17 protein-coding genes are annotated in these 18682 nt (G+C 62.3%); 9 read left to right on the top strand and 8 right to left on the bottom strand.

The window, feature by feature from the left end:
- Positions 1-7 precede the first annotated feature (7 nt).
- Both AAE029_RS21070 and AAE029_RS21075 read right to left on the bottom strand, forming a co-directional pair.
- Complete coding sequence (locus tag AAE029_RS21070) at positions 8-1240, bottom strand: acyl-CoA dehydrogenase family protein (protein WP_371074849.1); 1233 nt, start codon at positions 1238-1240, stop codon at positions 8-10.
- An 11-nt stretch (positions 1241-1251) separates the two neighbouring features.
- Entirely contained in the window at positions 1252-2292 is a 1041-nt protein-coding gene (locus tag AAE029_RS21075; protein WP_371074850.1) for an ABC transporter substrate-binding protein, read from the bottom strand.
- 294 nt (positions 2293-2586) lie between these two features.
- Between AAE029_RS21075 and AAE029_RS21080 the strand changes: the two genes are divergently transcribed.
- The 5 genes from AAE029_RS21080 to AAE029_RS21100 are packed head-to-tail and all read left to right on the top strand — an operon-like array spanning position 2587 to position 7583.
- Complete coding sequence (locus tag AAE029_RS21080) at positions 2587-3573, top strand: ABC transporter permease (RefSeq protein WP_371074851.1); 987 nt, start codon at positions 2587-2589, stop codon at positions 3571-3573.
- Positions 3573-4580, top strand: a complete 1008-nt coding sequence (locus AAE029_RS21085) for an ABC transporter permease (protein WP_371074852.1) — start codon at positions 3573-3575, stop codon at positions 4578-4580. The genes AAE029_RS21080 and AAE029_RS21085 overlap by 1 nt, the downstream gene beginning before the upstream one ends.
- Positions 4581-4582: 2 nt before the next feature.
- Entirely contained in the window at positions 4583-5581 is a 999-nt protein-coding gene (locus tag AAE029_RS21090; RefSeq protein ID WP_371074853.1) for an ABC transporter ATP-binding protein, read from the top strand.
- Positions 5559-6503, top strand: coding sequence for an ABC transporter ATP-binding protein (locus tag AAE029_RS21095; protein WP_371074854.1), 945 nt, complete (start codon positions 5559-5561; stop codon positions 6501-6503). The genes AAE029_RS21090 and AAE029_RS21095 overlap by 23 nt, the downstream gene beginning before the upstream one ends.
- A gap of 18 nt (positions 6504-6521) precedes the next feature.
- Positions 6522-7583, top strand: coding sequence for an aldo/keto reductase (locus AAE029_RS21100; protein ID WP_371074855.1), 1062 nt, complete (start codon positions 6522-6524; stop codon positions 7581-7583).
- Positions 7584-7662: 79 nt separating this feature from the next.
- On the opposite strand, the gene AAE029_RS21105 is transcribed toward AAE029_RS21100, so the two are convergent.
- Together AAE029_RS21105 and AAE029_RS21110 are read right to left on the bottom strand one after the other, a co-directional pair.
- A complete protein-coding gene (locus AAE029_RS21105; RefSeq protein ID WP_371074856.1) occupies positions 7663-8616 on the bottom strand; it encodes an amidohydrolase family protein in 954 nt (317 codons plus the stop codon).
- Complete coding sequence (locus AAE029_RS21110) at positions 8613-9713, bottom strand: LLM class flavin-dependent oxidoreductase (protein ID WP_371074857.1); 1101 nt, start codon at positions 9711-9713, stop codon at positions 8613-8615. Before AAE029_RS21110 ends, AAE029_RS21105 begins: the two co-directional genes overlap by 4 nt.
- Before the next feature lie 374 nt (positions 9714-10087).
- Between AAE029_RS21110 and AAE029_RS21115 the strand changes: the two genes are divergently transcribed.
- Entirely contained in the window at positions 10088-11704 is a 1617-nt protein-coding gene (locus AAE029_RS21115; protein WP_371074858.1) for an ABC transporter substrate-binding protein, read from the top strand.
- 66 nt (positions 11705-11770) lie between these two features.
- Entirely contained in the window at positions 11771-12994 is a 1224-nt protein-coding gene (locus AAE029_RS21120) for an acyl-CoA dehydrogenase family protein (protein ID WP_371074859.1), read from the top strand.
- Between the two features lie 27 nt (positions 12995-13021).
- On the opposite strand, the gene AAE029_RS21125 is transcribed toward AAE029_RS21120, so the two are convergent.
- Positions 13022-13519: a GNAT family N-acetyltransferase gene (locus tag AAE029_RS21125; protein WP_371074860.1), complete on the bottom strand. Its 498-nt coding sequence runs from the start codon at positions 13517-13519 to the stop codon at positions 13022-13024.
- Positions 13516-13812, bottom strand: coding sequence for a DUF1778 domain-containing protein (locus AAE029_RS21130; RefSeq protein WP_371074861.1), 297 nt, complete (start codon positions 13810-13812; stop codon positions 13516-13518). The genes AAE029_RS21125 and AAE029_RS21130 overlap by 4 nt, the downstream gene beginning before the upstream one ends.
- Positions 13813-14035: 223 nt before the next feature.
- On the opposite strand from AAE029_RS21130, the gene AAE029_RS21135 reads away from it, so the two are divergent.
- Together AAE029_RS21135 and AAE029_RS21140 are read left to right on the top strand one after the other, a co-directional pair.
- Positions 14036-15640 (top strand): ABC transporter substrate-binding protein, encoded by a 1605-nt coding sequence (locus AAE029_RS21135; protein WP_371074862.1) that lies wholly within the window; start codon positions 14036-14038, stop codon positions 15638-15640.
- Positions 15641-15912: 272 nt separating this feature from the next.
- Positions 15913-16920 carry a LysR substrate-binding domain-containing protein gene (locus AAE029_RS21140; RefSeq protein ID WP_371074863.1) on the top strand — a complete coding sequence of 336 codons (1008 nt, stop codon included), beginning with the start codon at positions 15913-15915 and terminating at the stop codon, positions 16918-16920.
- A 167-nt stretch (positions 16921-17087) separates the two neighbouring features.
- On the opposite strand, the gene msuE is transcribed toward AAE029_RS21140, so the two are convergent.
- Positions 17088-17648 (bottom strand): FMN reductase, encoded by a 561-nt coding sequence (gene msuE, locus AAE029_RS21145; protein WP_371074864.1) that lies wholly within the window; start codon positions 17646-17648, stop codon positions 17088-17090.
- A gap of 38 nt (positions 17649-17686) precedes the next feature.
- Positions 17687-18682: a ketopantoate reductase family protein gene (locus AAE029_RS21150; RefSeq protein WP_371074865.1), complete on the bottom strand. Its 996-nt coding sequence runs from the start codon at positions 18680-18682 to the stop codon at positions 17687-17689.

Genomic DNA, 18682 nt, shown 5'->3' on the forward strand with positions numbered 1-18682 from the left:
GGGTCTCCTAGCTGCGGCCGACAACGGCGAGGTGGGGTTGATGATGCGTGCGCACAGGAACCGGTTCGAGCGGCGCGGCGGGTGTCGCCGCGTGTCGGCCGAATGCCGCCTTGGCGAGCATGGTGCGGACAAGATTGTTCTGCGGCGCGTGCGCCTTGCCGGAAAGCGCGTCGCGGTGATGGCGCTCGAGAGGATTGTCGCGGCTGATGCCGGGATTGCCGCCGAGCTCCAACGCGAGCGTCGTGACGGCAATGGCGTTTTCCATGACGATATGCTTGACCGCCGCCGCATCGGGGCCGAATGGGCGTCCGGCGTCGAAATCTTCGGCGATCGATCTGAGCAGCCGGCGATTGGCGGTGAGCCAGACTTCGATCTGGCCCAGGCCGTCCTGGATGCGCGGTACGGTGGAAAGCGGTGCGCCGAGGCTTGCCGGCGCCCGTGTCGTGGTGAATTCGACGAGCCAATCGCGCGCCCCGCGCGCGGCGCCGTCATAGATCGCCGGAACGAGGCTGAAATACCAGGCGCCCAAGCGTTCGTCGCGCTTCAGCCCTTCGTGCGCCGGTGCTATATCCAGGACGTCCTCGAGCGGAATGGCGACGTCGTCGAGGATCAGGTCGTCGCTATTAGTGGCGCGCATGCCGGTGGCGTTCCAGGTTTTTTCGACCCGGATTCCGGCAGCGGCGGTCGGAACCAGGAAAGAGCCGAGACGCGGCTCCGGCTCGTCGGTTACAGCGAGCACCGAAACCCAGCGCAGCAGCGGTATGCCGGTCGCATAGGTCTTGTGGCCGGTGATCCGCCATGTCTCCCCGACCTTGCGGGCGACGGTCTCCGGCAAGGTGCCGTGCGATGGCGAGCCGACGCGTGGTTCGACCTGCGCGGCGTTGAGCAGCGCCACGCCTTCCCGGTTGGCCCGAGTGATGCGCTCGATGAGATGGTCCGGACATCTGCCGGAGGCGCGCAGGGAATAATGCTGGTTATAATGCATCGAGAGCACCAGCGCCGTCGAAGGTTCGCCACGGGCGATTGCGGAGATGACCGCCAACGCTTCGCTCAGGCCGCCGCCGAGGCCGCCATGTTCGACCGACGTCACGAGACCGAGCAGACCGGCCTCGTAGAGGGCGTCGAAATTGGCGAAGGGGAATTCGCCGCTCTCGTCATAGTGCCGCGCCGTCAGTGCGAAACGCTTTCCCAGTTCCACGGCCTTGGAAATGACGGGTGCAAAATCGGTGGCGTGAGTCATCGGTCCTCCGATCAGGCGACGGCACGAGTTTCGAGGGCCGACCAGGGACGGCGATCGACCCAGGCCTCGATATCGAAGTTTGCCGCCAGAAAACCCCAGTCGTGCAGGAAATCCTTGTAGTGGCCGATCGCGTCGACCAGTTCCGGTTCGAGCCCGATACCCAGATGTTTATGGAGTTCCGGACCGTTGGCGGCGGCGACCACCTCTTCCGATGCTCCCACCTCGCGGGCGACGAAGCGGCGGACCTCATCCGGGTGGTTCTCCGCCCAGGCACTCGCCTGCTGCAGGGTGCCGATCAGCTTGGCGACGAGATCCGGCCGGTCTTCCGCCAGTTTTTCGTCGACGGTCAGGATGCGCGGCGAACCGGAGTTGATGCGGATCCTGGGGTCGGGGTGGAAACCGAATTCGGTGACGGTATGGACTGCGAAGAGATTGGCGATGGCGATGCCCGCCGTGCCCTTGACATAGATGGCATCGACTTCGCCGCGCAGCAGCGCCGCCATTTCCGGCCCATAGGCCTGGCGGTTGCGCAAGCCGTAGAGATGCGGGCCCTCGCGGTTATCGAGGACCGAATCGGCAAGCGGAATGTCGACGATCTCGACATCCTCATGCGACAGCCCTTCGAGCGAGAGAGCCGAGACGAGGCCCTTCAGCGCCGTCGCGGCCATGAAATCGACAATGCCGGGCGGGCGGCGGGCGACGCCGAATCGGCGGCCGACGAGATCCCGCGTCGTTCGGATGCCGCCGTCCGGCAGGGTGACGATCGCCTGGAATTCGTCGGTCCAGGTGATGCCGACGAGGCGGGTGGGGTTGCCTTCCGACCGCGCGCGGATCGGCGGAACATTGCCGCCATGGCGGAAGGAATAGCTGAGGTGATGATTGAAATGGCTCGACCTTATGGTTCGGTCTTTGCTGTCGATGATCGAATTGAGCGTTATGCCTTCCCGAGCGAAGGCCTCGTCGAGCAGGCCGAGCTGCGTCGCCAAACCGACAGGGGTCGGCACGGGACAACGCGTATACCAGATTTCCGAAATCGTATTCTTGAGCGTCATCACCTACTCCTCGTCTGTCTTCTGGAAGTCTTTTCCAAGCGATTGTCGAAGCGGAGTTCGTTCTTGCCCATTAGCGACAAATATTGGAAGTTTATTGTTTTACGCGTCCGGATTCAGCTTTGTGACGAAACCTGATTTCTGTTTTGGCTGATTATCGGGTCGTATTTACCTAAATCAGATTTGACAAAGCCTATGGATTTAGTCAACTATAAATCATGAAGTGCCGCTGAAAAGCATAACCGGGTCGGTTCCGGTTCGTATCCGGCGGCCGTCACAAACGAAGAGACGACATCCATGCCGGCATTGGTAAGAATTGGACGAACGCTGCGGCGCACGTTGCTGCAAGCCATTCCGACGATGCTCGGAATCGTCATCCTGAACTTCTTCCTGCTGCAGCTTGCGCCCGGCGATGCTGCGGACGTGATGGCCGGCGAGGCGGGATCGGCGACCGAAGAAACCATGGCCGCGCTGCGGACGCGGTTCGGCCTCGATAATCCCGTGCTCGTGCAACTGGGGCATTACCTGAACAATCTTGTTCATTTCAGCCTTGGCTTTTCGCCGCGTTACGGCATGCCGGTGGCCGATCTGATCGCCCAGCGCCTGCCGGGTACGTTGACCCTGATGGCGGTTGCGCTTGTGATCGCTATCCTGCTCGGCGTCGCTCTCGGCTCGCTGATGGCGACATTTGCCGGCCGAATCCCCGACCGGCTGCTGTCTGTCTTCTCGTTGCTCTTCTATTCGATACCGAGTTTCTGGATCGGCCTGATGCTGATCGTGCTCTTCTCCGTAACGCTCGGCTGGCTGCCGAGCGGCGGCGCGGGCACGATCGGTTCGAGGCTCACAGGCTGGGCCGCCCTGGTCGACAAGGCGCGTTACATGGTGCTGCCAGCGACGTCGCTTGCCCTCTTTTATGTCGCTATCTACGCGCGGCTGACACGGGCCTCCATGCTCGAGGTCAAGAACCAGGATTTCGTGCGAACGGCCTATGCCAAGGGTCTCACCCCCTTCAGCGTGACGGCGCGCCATATCCTGCGCAACGCGCTCATTCCAATTACCACCATGGCCGGCATGCATATCGGCGGCATGCTTGGCGGCGCCGTCGTGGTGGAGACGGTCTATAGCTGGCCGGGCCTTGGTCGGCTCGCCTTCGAGGCCGTGATGGGCCGCGACTTCACCGTGCTGCTCGGCATTCTCCTGCTCTCCTCGCTTCTCGTCATCATCGCCAACGCCGTCGTGGATCTTGTCCACGCATGGCTCGACCCCCGTATTGGAGCCCGCTGATGTCCACCACCGATATCGCAGCGGTCCGCGGCATTGCACGCGAGCGCCGCACCGCTTCCGTCGAAGCCGAACTATCGACTTCTCCTGTCCCGACAGATGGAGCGGCCTGGTCGAACATGAAGGCGCCGGATGCCCGGTCGAAGCAAAGTGCGGCCGTCGCCGTGACCAATGGCCGCCGGGCGCTAAAAGTCTTTCTCTCCAACCCCAATGCGCTGCTTGGCACGGGTTTCCTGGCTCTGGTGATCATCGTCGCTTTCCTTGCGCCGATACTGTATCCGGACGACCCGCTTTCCATGGTCGGGCGCCCCTTCCTCTGGCCGGGCCAGAACCCGGCTTTTCCGCTCGGCACGGACTCGCTCGGCCGTGACGTGCTTGCCGGCATCCTGCACGGCTCGCGCATCTCGCTTTTCGTCGGCCTCACCGCGACGGCCCTGGGCCTGACGTTCGGCGTCGTGGTCGGATCGATCGCCGGTTATTTCGGCGGCTGGATCGACGATGTGCTCGTCCGGCTCATCGAAATCTTCCAAACCCTGCCGAGTTTCGTGCTGCTGGTCGTGCTCGTGGCGATCGCCCAGCCCTCGGCCACGACGGTGACGCTGGCAATCGCCGTCATTTCCTGGCCGACCGTGGCGCGGCTGACGCGGGCCGAATTCCGCGCCATCCGCGAAAAGGATTTCGTCATGGCGGCGCGCAGTCTCGGCTTTGGCCACGCGCGCATCATCTTTCGCGAAATCCTCCCGAATGCGCTGCCGCCGATCATCGTCACCTCGTCGGTCATGGTGGCGACTGCGATCCTGATGGAATCGGCTCTATCCTTCATGGGCCTCGGCGATCCCAATGTGGTGAGCTGGGGTTCGATGATCGGGACGGGCCGCGAACTTGTGCGCACCGCCTGGTATCTGACCGCGCTGCCGGGGCTTGCGATCGTCTTCACGGTGCTGGCGCTCAACCTGATCGGCGACGGGCTCAACGACGCCCTGAACCCGCTCTTTTCCCAGGAACACTAGACATGGCTGCGCTGCTTCACGTCGACAATCTCACGATCCGCTTTCCGCGCGCCGAGCCCGTCCGCAACCTCTCCTTCGAAGTCGGGCAGGGCGAGACGCTGGCGATCGTCGGGGAATCCGGTTCCGGAAAATCACTGACCGCGCTGGCGCTGATGCAGCTTCTGCCCCGCGCCGCCAGGGTGACCAGCGGGCGCATCGCCTTCGGCGGCCGGGACTTTCTGCGTCTCGACGCGCGCGCGATGCGCAACCTGCGCGGCAGCGAGATTGGCATGATCTTCCAGGAGCCGATGACGTCGCTCAATCCGGTGATGACCGTCGGCCGCCAGATCGCCGAGGTGCTGAAGGTGCATGAAAAGCTGTCGGGCAAGGTGGCGCGCCAGCGGGCGATCGAACTTCTGCAGCTCGTGCGCATCCCCGCGCCGGAAAAGCGCGTGGACGATTATCCGCATCAGCTCTCCGGCGGTATGCGCCAGCGCGTGATGATCGCCATGGCGGTTGCCTGCAAACCGAAGCTCCTGATTGCCGACGAGCCGACAACAGCCCTCGACGTCACCATTCAGGCGCAGGTGCTCGATCTGCTCGACACGTTGCGGCGGGAATTGCAGATGGCGGTCGTTCTCATCACCCATGATCTCGGCGTGGTGGCGCAATGGGCCGACAAGGTCGTCGTCATGTATGCCGGCCGCAAGGTGGAGCAGGCCTTGCCGGACGAGCTCTTCAACGATCCGCTTCATCCGTATACACGGGGCCTGCTTTCCGCCTCGCCGCGGCTGAAGAACGATTTCCATTATCGAGACGGCCCGCTGACAGAAATCCCGGGCTCGATCGTTTCGGCCGCCGGCGAAACGGGCTGTCCGTTCCGGCCCCGCTGCAGCCAGGCGCGCGCAAGCTGCGGCCATCAGCTGCCGCCGCTGACGGCTCCCGCGCCGGACCGCCTCGTTGCCTGCCCGTTCACCACGTCGATCAAGGCCGTGCCTCATGCCGCTGCTTTCAGTCTCTGAACTCAAGACGCATTACAAGAGTCGTGACGGCCTGCTGCGCGCGGTCGACGGCGTCGATCTCGTGGTCGAGCGCGGCGAGACGGTCGGGCTCGTCGGCGAGAGCGGCTGTGGGAAATCGACCCTCGGCAAGACGGTGTTGCGGCTGGTCGATCCGACCGCGGGCCGGATCGAGTTCAAGGGCGAGGATATCACGGTTCTCGACCAAAAGCGGTTGCGCGGCGTGCGCAAGTCGATCCAGATGATTTTCCAGGACCCGTTCGCCTCGCTCAATCCGCGCCAGACGATCGGCGAGATCCTCGAAGCGCCGCTTGTTGTGCACAAGGCCGGCAATCGCGCCGAACGCCGGCAGATCGTCGCTGATGTCGTCGCCAAGGTCGGGCTGCCTTCCGATTCCGTCAACCGATATCCGCACGAGTTTTCCGGCGGCCAGCGGCAGCGCATCGGCATCGCCCGCGCTCTACTCCTCAATCCGGAGCTGATCGTCTGCGACGAGCCCGTCTCGGCGCTCGACCTTTCCATCCAGGCACAGATCCTCAATCTGCTGGTAGAGATGAAGAAGGAATTTGGCCTTTCCTATCTTTTCATCAGCCATGATCTTTCGGTGGTGCGGTACTTCGCCGATCGGGTCATGGTCATGTATCTCGGCCGGATCGTCGAGAGCGCCGATAATGGCACGCTCTGGTCCGATCCGCGCCATCCCTACACCAGGGCTCTGATGGAGGCCGTGCCCGATCCTTCGCGGCCGCGCCAGGCCGCGCCGCTCGGCGGCGACCTGCCGAGCCCCAGCAATATTCCACAGGGCTGTCGGTTTCACACCCGATGCCCGCTCGCGACGGACCTCTGCCGCAGCGACGAACCCGAATTCCGCGCCATTGCACCCGGCCATCAGGTCGCGTGTCATTTCGCGGACCGCATCAACTGAACGAGCACGGAGTTTCAAATGGTTGACTATCGCTATCTAGGGCGCAGCGCCCTCAAGGTTTCGCCGCTGACGCTGGGAGCCATGATGTTCGGCAACCAGGCGCCCGACGACGTTGCCTTCCGCATCATCGACAAGGCGCGCGAACATGGCATCAACTTCATCGACACCGCCGACGTCTATCATGACGGCAAGTCGGAAGAGGTCGTGGGCCGCGGCATCAAGGCGAACCGCGATCACTGGGTGGTGGCGACGAAATTCGTCAATTCCCACAACAACGGGCCGAACCTCGGCGGTTATTCCCGCAAGTGGGTTTATCAGACCGTCGAGAATTCCCTGCGCAATCTCGGGACCGACTATATCGACATCCTCTATTTCCACCGCGCCGTCTTCGACGCGCCGCTGGAAGAGCCGGTGCGGGCGATCGCCGATCTGATCAGGGCCGGCAAGCTGCGTTATTTCGGCGTCTCCAACTTCCGCGGCTGGCGCATCGCGGAAGTGGCACATCTCGCCGACCAGCTCGGCATCGACCGGCCGATCGCCAGCCAGCCGCTCTACAATATCGTCAACCGCACGGCCGAAGCCGAGCAGCTTCCAGCGGCGGCAGCCTTCGGGCTCGGCGTCGTCTCCTACAGCCCGCTGGCGCGCGGTGTACTGACGGGCAAGTACAATATCGGCGAAGCGCCGGCGGCCGATACCCGCGCCGGCCGCGGTGACAAGCGCATGCATGACGTCGAGTTCCGCGAGGAGTCGATCGCGATTGCCAAGCAAATCGCCACCCATGCGCAGGCCAAGGGTATTTCGCCCGCCGATTTCGCGCTCGCCTGGGTGCTGAACAACCGGCTGATCACCTCCGCCATCGCCGGCCCCCGCACCGAGGAGCAGTGGGACGGCTATCTCCGTGCGCTGGATGTGAAGCTCGACGCCGAGGACGAGGCTTTCGTCGACAAGCTCGTCGCGATCGGCCATCCCTCGACGCCGGGCTTCACCGATCCCGGCCATCCGATCGAAGGTCGTGTACCGCGCTCGGCCGCCGCTTCGGCCGCGGTCGTTCCGCTCTCCCGCCCGCAGCGGGTCGCCTAAGAGCGAACTCTTAGGACCTTTCCTTTGATGCAACGGCCCCGCATTTTGATGCGGGGCCGTTTTGTCGTTGACGAGCAGATTATTCCGCCGCTTCTGCCTTGGTGTCTCTCAACTCGAGCAAGCGCCGCGCATTGCCACCGGCAACAAGCCGCTGTTCGGCCTCGTTCAGGCCAGCTTCCGCGAGACTTGCCGCAAGGCCTTTCTGGTCCAGCACTGCAAGGATCGGCCAGTCGGTGCCGGCCAGAACGCGCTCTGCTCCGAAGAAACCTGTAAGCGTGCGGACGATCGCCGGGTCATGGCCCATCGTATCAAAATAGATGTTCGGGCGCTTGCCGGACGCCCGCTCCGTGCGGCCGTAAATGCCGCCGCGGGCGGCTTGGACGATTGCCCCGAGACCGAGCGTGGCAAAGATCAAATGCAGGTCCGGCAGCTCTTTGAGCAGCGGCGATTGGATCACCGAGAGGAAGGCCACGCCGTTCATCAGGCCGCGGCCGAGGGAGTTGCCGAGCATGCCCGCGCCGGCAATTAGAACCTCAGCGTTCGGATGCGCGACGGGGTGGACGAAGACCGGCACCTTGTGGCGCGCCGCCACTTCAAGCATCGGCCGCACGGCGGGGTCGGCGAGAAACTTGCCGTCGCGTGAGGAGTCGATGACGAGACCGGCTAATCCGAGTTCGCCGATCGCCCGTTCCGCTTCGCGGGCGCTTTCTTCTCCGCCGAAGGCGTCAACGACGCCGAAGCCCGCAAGCGTCGGGTGATTGCGGGAAAGGCCAGCCAGCCAATCATTCGCCTCGCGGACGGCGACGGGATCGACCGGACCTTCCACTCCGAAGAGGCTCTCGATCGTGGCAGTGACGATCGCCAGCGAAACCCCGGCGGACTGAAACTCGTCCACCAGCGCCTGGGGTGTGGTGATCTTGCGGTAGATCTCAGGAGCGAAACCGCTTGCGGGCTTCGCATATTTGCCGCCCGGACCCCAGTTCGGCGGCCAGAGATGCGTGTGGATGTCGACGATATCGAGCGGCGCTGTCATTCTGCGGCTACCTTTCTTGCTTCGCGCTCGGCAATGCCGGCCTTGACGAGCGGCACCACGTCCCGCCCGTAGGTGACGGTGTCTTCGGTCGGGTAGAAGCCGCGCACGAGGAAATTGGAGACGCCGGCGTCGTAATAGTCGAGGATGGCGTCGGCGAGCTGCTCGGCCGTGCCGACGAGGGCGGTGGAATTGCCGCCGGCGCCGCTGGCTTCGGCGACCTCCGTCCAGAGCCGCTTGTCGAGTACCTTGCCGCGCCGCGCCGCCTCGCGCAGACGCACCGAGCCGACATTGGAGGGAAGTTTTTCGCCATTGCCGCCGGCAGACCGGGCGACCTGCGACTTCACCTTGTGAAGGATATCGGCAGCCTTGGCCCAGGCCGCGTCTTCCGTCTCGGCGACGACGGTGCGGAAGGCGAGCGTGAAACGGATGTCGCCGGCGGCACGGCCGTTGGCGACGGCTGCGGCACGCACCTTGGCGATCGTCTCACGCGTGCCGTCGAGCGGTTCGCCCCAGAGCGCGTAGATATCGGCGTGCTTGCCTGCGACCGCGATTGCCGCATCGGAAGAACCGCCGAAGGAAATCGGGATGCGCGGCTTCTGGAACGGTTTGACCTGGCTGAAAGCGCCCCTGACCTTGTAGAAACGTCCTTCATAGTCGAAAGGCTGATCGCTTTCCCAGACCCTTTTCAGCACCGTCAGATATTCGTCCGTGCGGGCATAGCGGGTGTCGTGGTCTTCGAAATCGCCGTCGCGCGCCTGATCGGCATCCGACCCGCCCGTAATGATGTGCACCCAGACGCGCCCCTCGGAAAAATGGTCGAGGGTTGCAAGCTGCCGAGCCCCGAGCGTGGGCGCCATCAGGCCGGGCCGGTGGGCGAGAAGCGCGCCGATCCGCTCGGTCTGACTGAAGACATAGGCGGCGATCTGGTTGTTATCGGGCCATTGCGCGAACTGGCCGATCAGCAGCCGGTCGATGCCGGCCGCTTCGGCGGCTTGCACATGTCTGCGGATATAGGCCTTGTCGATGATAGGCCCGGTGGCGGGAACGATGTCCGATCCCTCGCGATTGGAGGTGTGGCCGATGAATTCGGATTGCATGAAAAGCTCCTGAGGGCTGACAAACGTCATGCAAATAATCTACTATTTTCGTGGGTTATGTGAATTGCGTTTTGCACGGGAATTGTGGGATAGTTTTCGTCGTGGCGCCGATCATAAGGATTTCGTTTGCGTCTCGCGGTGACGAACCAAACCTTTCCCGGTGTGCTTGTTCGCTGGAGCGGCCCGTCTGAAGCGGGAAAACCTCCCGCCGCCATAGAACCGCGGGGGACATTTTTCGAAAGGCTCTCCAACATTAGAAATATAGTTTCTCGATAAAAATAGTAGATTTTATATCGTCATGCCGTTCACCCGTCGATGGGTGTGGGAAAACAGGCTGTTTCATCTCGCCGAAGCGGCCGCTTGGGGATATCCTTATGACGATTCAAAATGCCAGGGCGCTGGCATCGACGCGCCGCGCCTTCCTGCTTTCTACCGTTGCCATTGCCGCCGCGGCCGCTCTCCCCTACGCATCCCTGGCGCAGACCGAAACGCCGCGCGGCGGAAGCGTGTCGATCAATATCGGCACGGAGCCGCCGGTCCTGGTTCTGATCGCCCATAGCGCCGGAGCGGCCTATTACATCAGCGGCAAGGCGACCGAGAGCCTGTTGACCTATGACAAGGATTTCAACCCGCAGCCGCTGCTCGCCACGGAATGGAAGGTGAGCGATGACGGCCTGCGCTACTGGTTCAAGCTGCGCGAGGGCGTGCGCTGGCACGACGGCAAGGATTTCACCGCCGAAGACGTCGCCTTCTCCATTCTTGCGCTCAAGGAAAACCATCCGCGCGGACGCGCCACCTACGCGACGGTGCAGGCTGTCAACGTGCTCAATTCGCACGAAGTCGAAGTCATTCTCTCCAAGCCTGCGCCCTACCTGCTGACGGCCTTCGCAAGCTTCGAATCCCCGATCGTGCCGAAGCATCTCTATGAGGGCACCAAGGTCTCGGAAAACCCGCACAACGTCGCGCCCGTCGGTACCGGGCCCTATAAATTCGTCGAATGGGTGCGCGGCAGCCATGCGCTCTTCGTTCGCAATGAAGATTATTGGGGAGCGCCGAAGCCTTACCTCGACCAGATCATCTTCCGGTTCATCATCGATCCGGCTGCGGCGGTTGCCGCCATCGAGACTGGCGAGGTGCAGGTTTCCACAGCCAATCTTCCCCTGACGGATATCGACCGCCTCAAGGCCAATCCGAATCTCGTCGTCGAGACCAAGCCAGCTCCCTATTCTCCGAGCATCGCGCGCGCCGAGTTCAATCTGGAAAATCCCTATCTTGCCGATATCAGGGTGCGCCACGCGATCGCGCATGCGATCGACAAGGATTTCATCGTCAATACCGTTTATCTCGGTTATGCGACCCGGCTCGACGGTCCCGTCAGTCCGGATCTTGTGAAATTCTATACGCCGGATCTCCCGAGATACGATTTCGACCCGGCCAAGGCGGAGAAGCTGCTCGACGAAGCGGGCTACAAGCGCGGCGGGGACGGTTTCCGCTTCAAGCTCTTCATCGATCCGACGCAACCTTCCGGTCCTCCCAAGCAGACCGCGGAATATTTCGCCCAGGCGCTTGCCAAGGTCGGCATCAAGGTCGAACTGCGCACCCAGGATTTCGCAACCTTCGTGAAGCGCATCTTCACCGATCGCGATTTCGATATTGCCATCGAAGGCATGAGCAACCTCTACGACCCGACAGTCGGCATCCAGCGCCTCTACTGGTCGAAGAACTTCAAGCCCGGCGTGCCCTTCACCAACGGCTCGAAATACGTGAACCCGGAGGTGGATCGCCTTCTCGAAACCGCCGCGATCGAAGTCGATCCGAACAAGCGCAAGCAGCTCTTCAACGAATTTCAGAAGCTCGTCGTCGAGGACCTGCCGACACTCGACATCGTCACGCCCTCGGTAATCACCGTCTACGACAAGCGGGTCAAGAACCTGAGAATTGGCGCCGAAGACCTTTGGAGCAACGGGGCCGACATCTATTTCGAAGGATGATCGACGGGCAGGGCAGCCGGATTGCCATTCGGCTGCCTATCGCTTTTATTTTCGGGAGAAGATCGCTTGAGCATAGCCAAATTGCAGGCCACCGGACGCCCGACGCGCGAGGAATTGCTCGCGCGTATTCCCGCCTTCGCGGCAGAAGTCGCCAAAGGCGCGGCGGAGCGCGACCTCAACCGTGAACTGCCGTTCGAAGCTTTCAGGCTGTTCCGCGAGCTGGAACTCGGCACCCTGCGCATTCCGGTGGCGCTTGGCGGACCTGGTGGTCAGGTGGCGGATTACATCGAGATGATCGCGACCATCGGTGCTGCGGATTCCAATGTCGCGCACGCCCTCCGGTCGCATTTCAACTATGTCGAAAACGTCATTCTGAGCGAGCCGCGTGAGCGCGACGCCGGCGCGATCGAGCTGATACTGGCGGGAAAACTGTTCGGCGGCGCCCACACGGAACAGGGGACTGCACGGCCGGGGCAGGTGACGACGACGATCGCCCGCCAGGGCGATACCTACCGGCTGAACGGCCGCAAGTGGTATGCGACCGGCACGGCCTTTGCCGATTTCGCCTCCTTCAGCGCACTCGACGAAGAGGGCAAGACCGTCGGCGTTCTCTTGCCGGTCGATCGGCCGGGTATCCGCATTCTCGACGATTGGGATGGCATGGGCCAGCGGCTGACGGCGAGCGGCGGCGTTCTCCTGGAGAATGTCGAAGTATTTCCGCATGAGTTCACCCGTCGCGGCCTCGATAGCCAGGTTGGGCGTCATTGCTCGACGTTGCGGCAACTTCACCTGGCCGCAAGTGCTGCCGGCGCCGTCCGCAACGTCCTTGCGGACGGCATCGATTATGTGCGCCGTCAGGCGCGCACCGCCGCCCACAGCGCGGCCGAGACGGCGAACCAGGATCCCTTCGTTCAGCAGATCATCGGGGAAATCGCTGCCAATTCCTTTGCCATCGATACGGCGATCTCCGCGGCGGCCGCGGCTTTGGACCGCACCGTCGCCGCCTTTGCCGTAGGCAACGAGGACGGGATCGAGGAAGCGCTCGTCGCGAGCGCGCTGGCGACGGCGCGCACGCAGCTCCTGCTCGGCCAGCTCGGCTGCCGCAGCGCCGAGCGCATGTTCGAACTGGGTGGCGGCTCCGCAACTTCACGCAACAATAATTTCGACCGCCACTGGCGCAACATCAGAACCGTGCTCAACCACAACCCGCTGCTGCACAAGTCGCGGGTCGTGGGGGATTATCTGCTCAACGGAACGACCACCCATCTCAAGGAGGGGAGGGTCTTCTAAATTGATTGTTGGGGTTGGCCGCTGCTCTCAGAAACTCAGAGCGCTGTTGAGATCATGCAGCCCGATCATCGGCATCATGGGATCGAGCGGCGAAGGCAGGAAGCCGACCGCCGCGTAGAAGGCTCGCGCATCGTCGGATATCGCATGCACCAGCACGCCTCGTATGCCCAGGATTTCAGCGGCATTGAGCAGGCGTAGGCCTGCGTCGCGAACCAATGCCCTGCCGATGCCGCGCCCTTGATAAGTCTTGTCGATGGCGAGGCGGCCGATGACGGCGACCGGAATCGGATCCGGCATGTTACGCCGGAAACGGCCAGGTACTTCCAACTGCCTCACCGCACCGGAGGCTAGCGCATAGTAAGCGATAACGCGGTTTCCCTCGCATAGGACGAAGGTGCGTGATGCGCCACTTGCCTGGTTGGCGCGGGCGCGCCGACACAGCCAATCATCCAGCTCAGGGACGCCGGAATCGAAGCCGGCCAGCTCGTGACCGTCGGCCAGCGACGCCGGTCGGCTAAGGGTCACGCCTTGTCCCACGGCGCTTTGGTTGTCATGGTGCGTTTGAGGCGCTCATTGGCCTGCGCAGGCGCATCGAGCCGGGCAAGGTACTCGGCATAAAGTTCGGGGCTGACCGTAAAGACGGTGCGGTCAAGCAGCACTTCTTCGGCACGGCGCCCGGAAGCCTCCAGCATGAAATCCGTGCGTGTCTTACCAAGCAGCTCGGCCGCACGGTCGATCAAGTTGCGGGTCGCCGGCTTGATGCGGATATTCAGTGGTACGCTTGGCTCTGGATTTTTACTGGTGCGTGGTGTGGACATAGGAAACTCCAATCGTCCTCCAGACTAGCGTAACGACATCATCTTTACAGGAGCCGTAATGATGTTGTCGTTACAACATGTCTGTTAGTTCCTGCTAGGAAGTGAATATCGGCAAGTATCGCTTTCGCAGGGCGATAGAAAAACTGCCTTTGGTTTCAGGCTGTCTGCACGGATCATCGTCGCAGCGGAGCATGGTGCTTCGTCCATCTTCGGAGCACACTCGATGTCGATCAATCGCCGCCAGTTCAATCACCTGTTACTCCTCAGCGGTGCCGGCCTGGCATTTGGGGGCGTTCCAGCCATCGCCGATGCGGCAGCGGAAACTCCGGTCAGGGGCGGCACGCTGAACTGGGCCTATTATCCCGACCCATCGGCTCTGATCGCCATCAACACGTCGTCGGGCACCGGGCAGGCAATCGGGCCGAAAGTCAACGAAGGGCTCTTCGATTTCGATTATAACCTCAATCCTATCCCGCTGCTGGCGACATCGTGGTCATCAAGCGATGACGGCCTTCGTTATATGTTCCAGCTCCGCCAGGGCGTCAAATGGCACGATGGAAAAGACTTTACTTCCGAAGACGTGAAATTCACGATCTTCCGCCTGAAGGAAGCTCATCCGCGCGGGCGCATTACCTACCAGAACGTCACCGCGGTAGAGACACCGGATCCTCATACCGCTGTGGTCGTCCTTTCCAAGCCCGCCCCCTATCTGATCTCAGCCCTCAGCAGTTCGGAATCGCCGATCGTGCCGAAGCATGTCTACGAGACCTTCAAGCCGGAAGAGCAGCCCAAGCTGGCGCAGATCATCGGTACGGGGCCGTTCATTCTCAAGGAATGGCAGCCCGGTAGTCACCTGATATTCGACCGCAATCCCGATTATTGGGATGCGCCGAAGCCCTATCTCGATCGTGTCGTCCTGAGGGTCATCCTTGATCCGGCGGCACGAGCGGCCGCACTGGAGACGGGGGAGATCGATATCGGCGCCAACCCGGTGCCGCTCGCCGACGTCGAGCGATTGAAAGCCAATACCAACCTCGTGGTCGACACCACGACCTATGCCTATTCGGGACCCCAGCAGCAGTTGTTCTTCAACTATGAAAATGAAATCCTGACGAAACGGGACGTGCGGCTGGCGATTGCCCATGCCATCGATCTGCAGAAGCTGCTCGATATCGCCCTCTACGGCTACGGGCAGGTCTCGCCGAGCCCCATCAGCACGGCCTTGCCGAAATGGTATGACCCGAGCGTCAAGGCGCGGGAGCTAGACCCAAAGCTCGCCAATAAGCTCCTCGATGACGCCGGTTATCCTCGCGGAACCAACGGATCGCGCTTTAAGCTGCGCCTTGCCTATAACCCCTTCCTGACGCCGTCCTATGCGGATTTCATCAAGCAGTCGCTGGCGGCGATCGGCATCGACGCCGAAGTCATAAAGCTCGACCTCGCGACCTTCCTCAAAACCGTCTACACGGATCGGGCCTGGGATATCGTGATCGAATCGCTGTCGAATACCTTCGATCCGACGCTCGGCGTCCAGCGCGCCTACTGGTCGAAGAACTTCAAGATAGGTCTGCCCTTCTCGAACGCCAGCCACTACGCCAATGCGGAAGTCGACCAGATTCTCGAAGCTGCGGCGACCGAACCGGATGAGGGCAAGCGCCGGCAACTCTGGTACAAATTCCAGCATATCATCCACGAGGACGTGGTCTCGGTCGATCTCGTGGCCGCGGGCGCGCAGATCGTCGCCAGCAAGCGCGTCAGGAATTTTGCGCCCGGCGCACAGGGCATCAACAACAGTTTCGGTCAGATCTGGCTGAGCCCCGACGCCTGACCAGCGCTCCGGCACCCGCAAGACGACCGGATGACCACAGGCCGGTCAATGCCGAGCGACCGCTCCGGTCGCTCGGCCGAGATGACCGCCCGCGTCGTTTCGATCAGCCGGATATGGCCAGAGGCATAATCTACTAATCAGATAGACAATTATTCGATTTTAGTTTTTGCTTCTCTTGCGATGGCACGGGATGAAACAAAATGTTTCCGCCGTCCGGCCGCAAGCAAAACGGGCTCTCGTCTTCATGGGCGTGATTGTGGTGCAATCGCTCCATGAACACGCTTGCCAACACCCGCAAGAAGACCATCCAGCCGACGCTTGCGCGGCTTCCGCCGCTGACGTCTCTGCGTGCTTTCGTCGCCACGGCGCGCCACCTGAATTTCATTCGTGCGGCCGAAGAGCTTCACGTCACCTCCGCCGCGGTCGGTCAGCAGATAAGACTGCTGGAGGATTATCTCGGGCAGGCGCTCTTCCATCGCGCGCGCGGCCAGCTTCATCTCACGCCCGCCGGGCTTTCGCTGATGCCCGGGCTCACCGACGCCTTCGATGCGGTACTTGCTGCAATGGCCCAGTTTGCCGCGGGCGATCATGAGCAGCCGATCCGCGTCTCGGTCGCTCCATCCTTTGCGGGAAAATGGCTGGTGCCGCGCCTCGATGCGCTACGCCGTGCCGCGCCCGGACTGCAGATCTTGGTCGACGCCTCGACGCATCTGACCGATCTCGACGCCGGCGATGCGGACTGCGTCATCCGTTACGGCAGTGGCGCCTATCCCGGCCTGATCGTCGACCATCTCTTCTCGGAAGCAGTGCTGCCGGTTTGCAGCCCGGGCTTTGCCGATGTGCACTCGCTGTGGGACGGGCCGCAGGCGATCGAGGGTGTTCCCCTGCTGCACGAAGAAGGCGCCGAGCACGACCATTCCTGTCCGGATTGGGATGCGTGGCTGCGCGTCGAAGGCCTGTCCCTTCGTCCGCCGCAGGGCGGCTTTCGGCTCACGCAATCCTCGCTCGTTCTCGATGCGGCACTGGCGGGGCAGGGGCTGGGACTGGGCAAGATCAGGCTCGCCGAAGCCGAGATCAGATCCGGCCGGCTGGTCAGCCCCTTCGGCAGCCCGCAAGCGGTCAGATCGTCCTATTTCTTCGCGACGACGACGCACAAGTCGCAGCTCATGCGCGTCGATCTCTTTCGCAATTGGCTGCTGGCGGAAGCGAAGTCGCTTGAGACCATCGACGCGATCGTGGCCCAGAACATCCGCCCAGAGAAAATGCTCGCTGCCGAATGATGCAATCAAAAGGCGCCACAGGGACTTTGGTCCACGCGACGCTCCGGATGGCTTGTATCAGCGAAGTTTGAAACCGAGCCTGCGGGCCGCCTCACCCAGCAAATGCCGCCCTTTGAGCGCTTCCATCGTGCCGACCCGGTTGCGCACCGCCTTTTTGTAGCAAAGTTTCACTCGGCCGCCGCACGATTGGCCGCTGTCGTGGGAAAGAAGGCGCCAATCTCATTGACCGCTTCGTCGATGCGTTTGAGGAGCTGCTCTGATGAAACGGCGTAGTCTGCGAAGTCGCGATCCGATGCATACACCGCAGTGGGCAGGGTGTGGGCCATGAAGAACCCGAATAGGGGACGAAGCTGGTGCTCCACCATCAGCGCGTGGCGATCACCACCGCCCGTGGCCGTGATGAGGATCGGCTTCGACCGCAGTTCATGAGGATCGATGAGATCGATCAAATGCTTGAAGAGGCCGGGGTAGGAGCCCTTATAGGTCGGTGCGCCGATGACCAGGATATCGGCATCGACAATCTCTTTGAGGACATGTTGAGCCCGGTCGTCGAGCTGTTTGCGCCAAAGCGCAGTGCCGAGCGATGGTCCGATATCGACCATGTCGTAAGTGACGCTATCAAAGCTGTAGCGATCGCTTGCCCGTCCGGCAATATGCTGCACGAGCGCTGTGGTTTTCGACGGCCGGCTGAAGCTTCCCGATATTGCGACGATCCTTGGGGTTCCCATATTCTTCCTTTCGGTCGGTTTTAAAGATAGCTGACAGGCTAAAGTGCAGCACTGCCGGCAACGATCGGGTAGATCTCGGCTATATCGCTCGTGCCCGGTTTACGGCCCTCGAGTGCAAGCCTTGCTGCCGCCTGCTGGAAGGCTGCGTTGAGAGGAGCCGCTATGCCATGGATGCGGGCGAGCCTGACGATTTCGCCGTTCAGGTAATCGACCTCGCTTGAGGTGCCACGGGTGAAACTTTGCCAGGTCGATTGCTGGCCGGGCTTTATGCCGCTCTCGGGGGCGACGCGCCAGGACGAGATGTCGATCGTCCATTCCGATGGTGCGGCCGGATCATAACCGGCGGCCACGAGAACAGCGCGCGCCTCTTTCGCGAGGCTTGCCGCCGCTTTTAAACGAAGCTCAGGAGGACCGGCGAACAGTTCGACCGCATTGGCGACGTTGTGCTCCAGCTTGGCAGCCTTCCATCGCCGGATATCCGGACGCGCTTCGGCAAGATAGCCGGCCTTCGCAAGATCCGCGACGATCGACAGGGCCGTATCGTCGAGACCTGCAGGGTAGCATCCAAGGGCGACGATGCCGACATTCGGCTCGCCCCCGACGACCACCTCGCCGGTGACCGTGTAGCGCGCCGGAATGCGGATACTGGCCGCATAAACGCGATCGAAGCGCCGCAGGGCGATATCTTCCGCAGCAAGTCCATTTTGCAGCGTCACGAGTGGCAGTTCTGATGCGAAGCCTGACCCCTCGACATCCCGCCAGGCCCAGAACTCGGTCGCAGCCTCGACATCCTGCGCCTTGACCGCAAGGACGAGGATATCGCCTCGCCGGAGCGCCGGCGGTGCGGCCGTATCGGCGGTGTTGAGCCGCACGATCCTGTCTTCTGCCGGGCGGCGATAGGAAAGACCGTGCCTTGCAATATGGGTGATCTGGGCGCCGCGCCCGACCAGGACATAGGGGATGGCGTGCGTTTCGAACTCGGCCGCAAGGCTCGCGCCGACTGCGCCGGCGCCGATTATGATGTAGCGTGTCAT

Origin of the sequence: Sinorhizobium sp. CB7 (genome assembly GCF_041357635.1) — a bacterium.
Classification (GTDB): Bacteria; Pseudomonadota; Alphaproteobacteria; order Rhizobiales; family Rhizobiaceae; genus Rhizobium.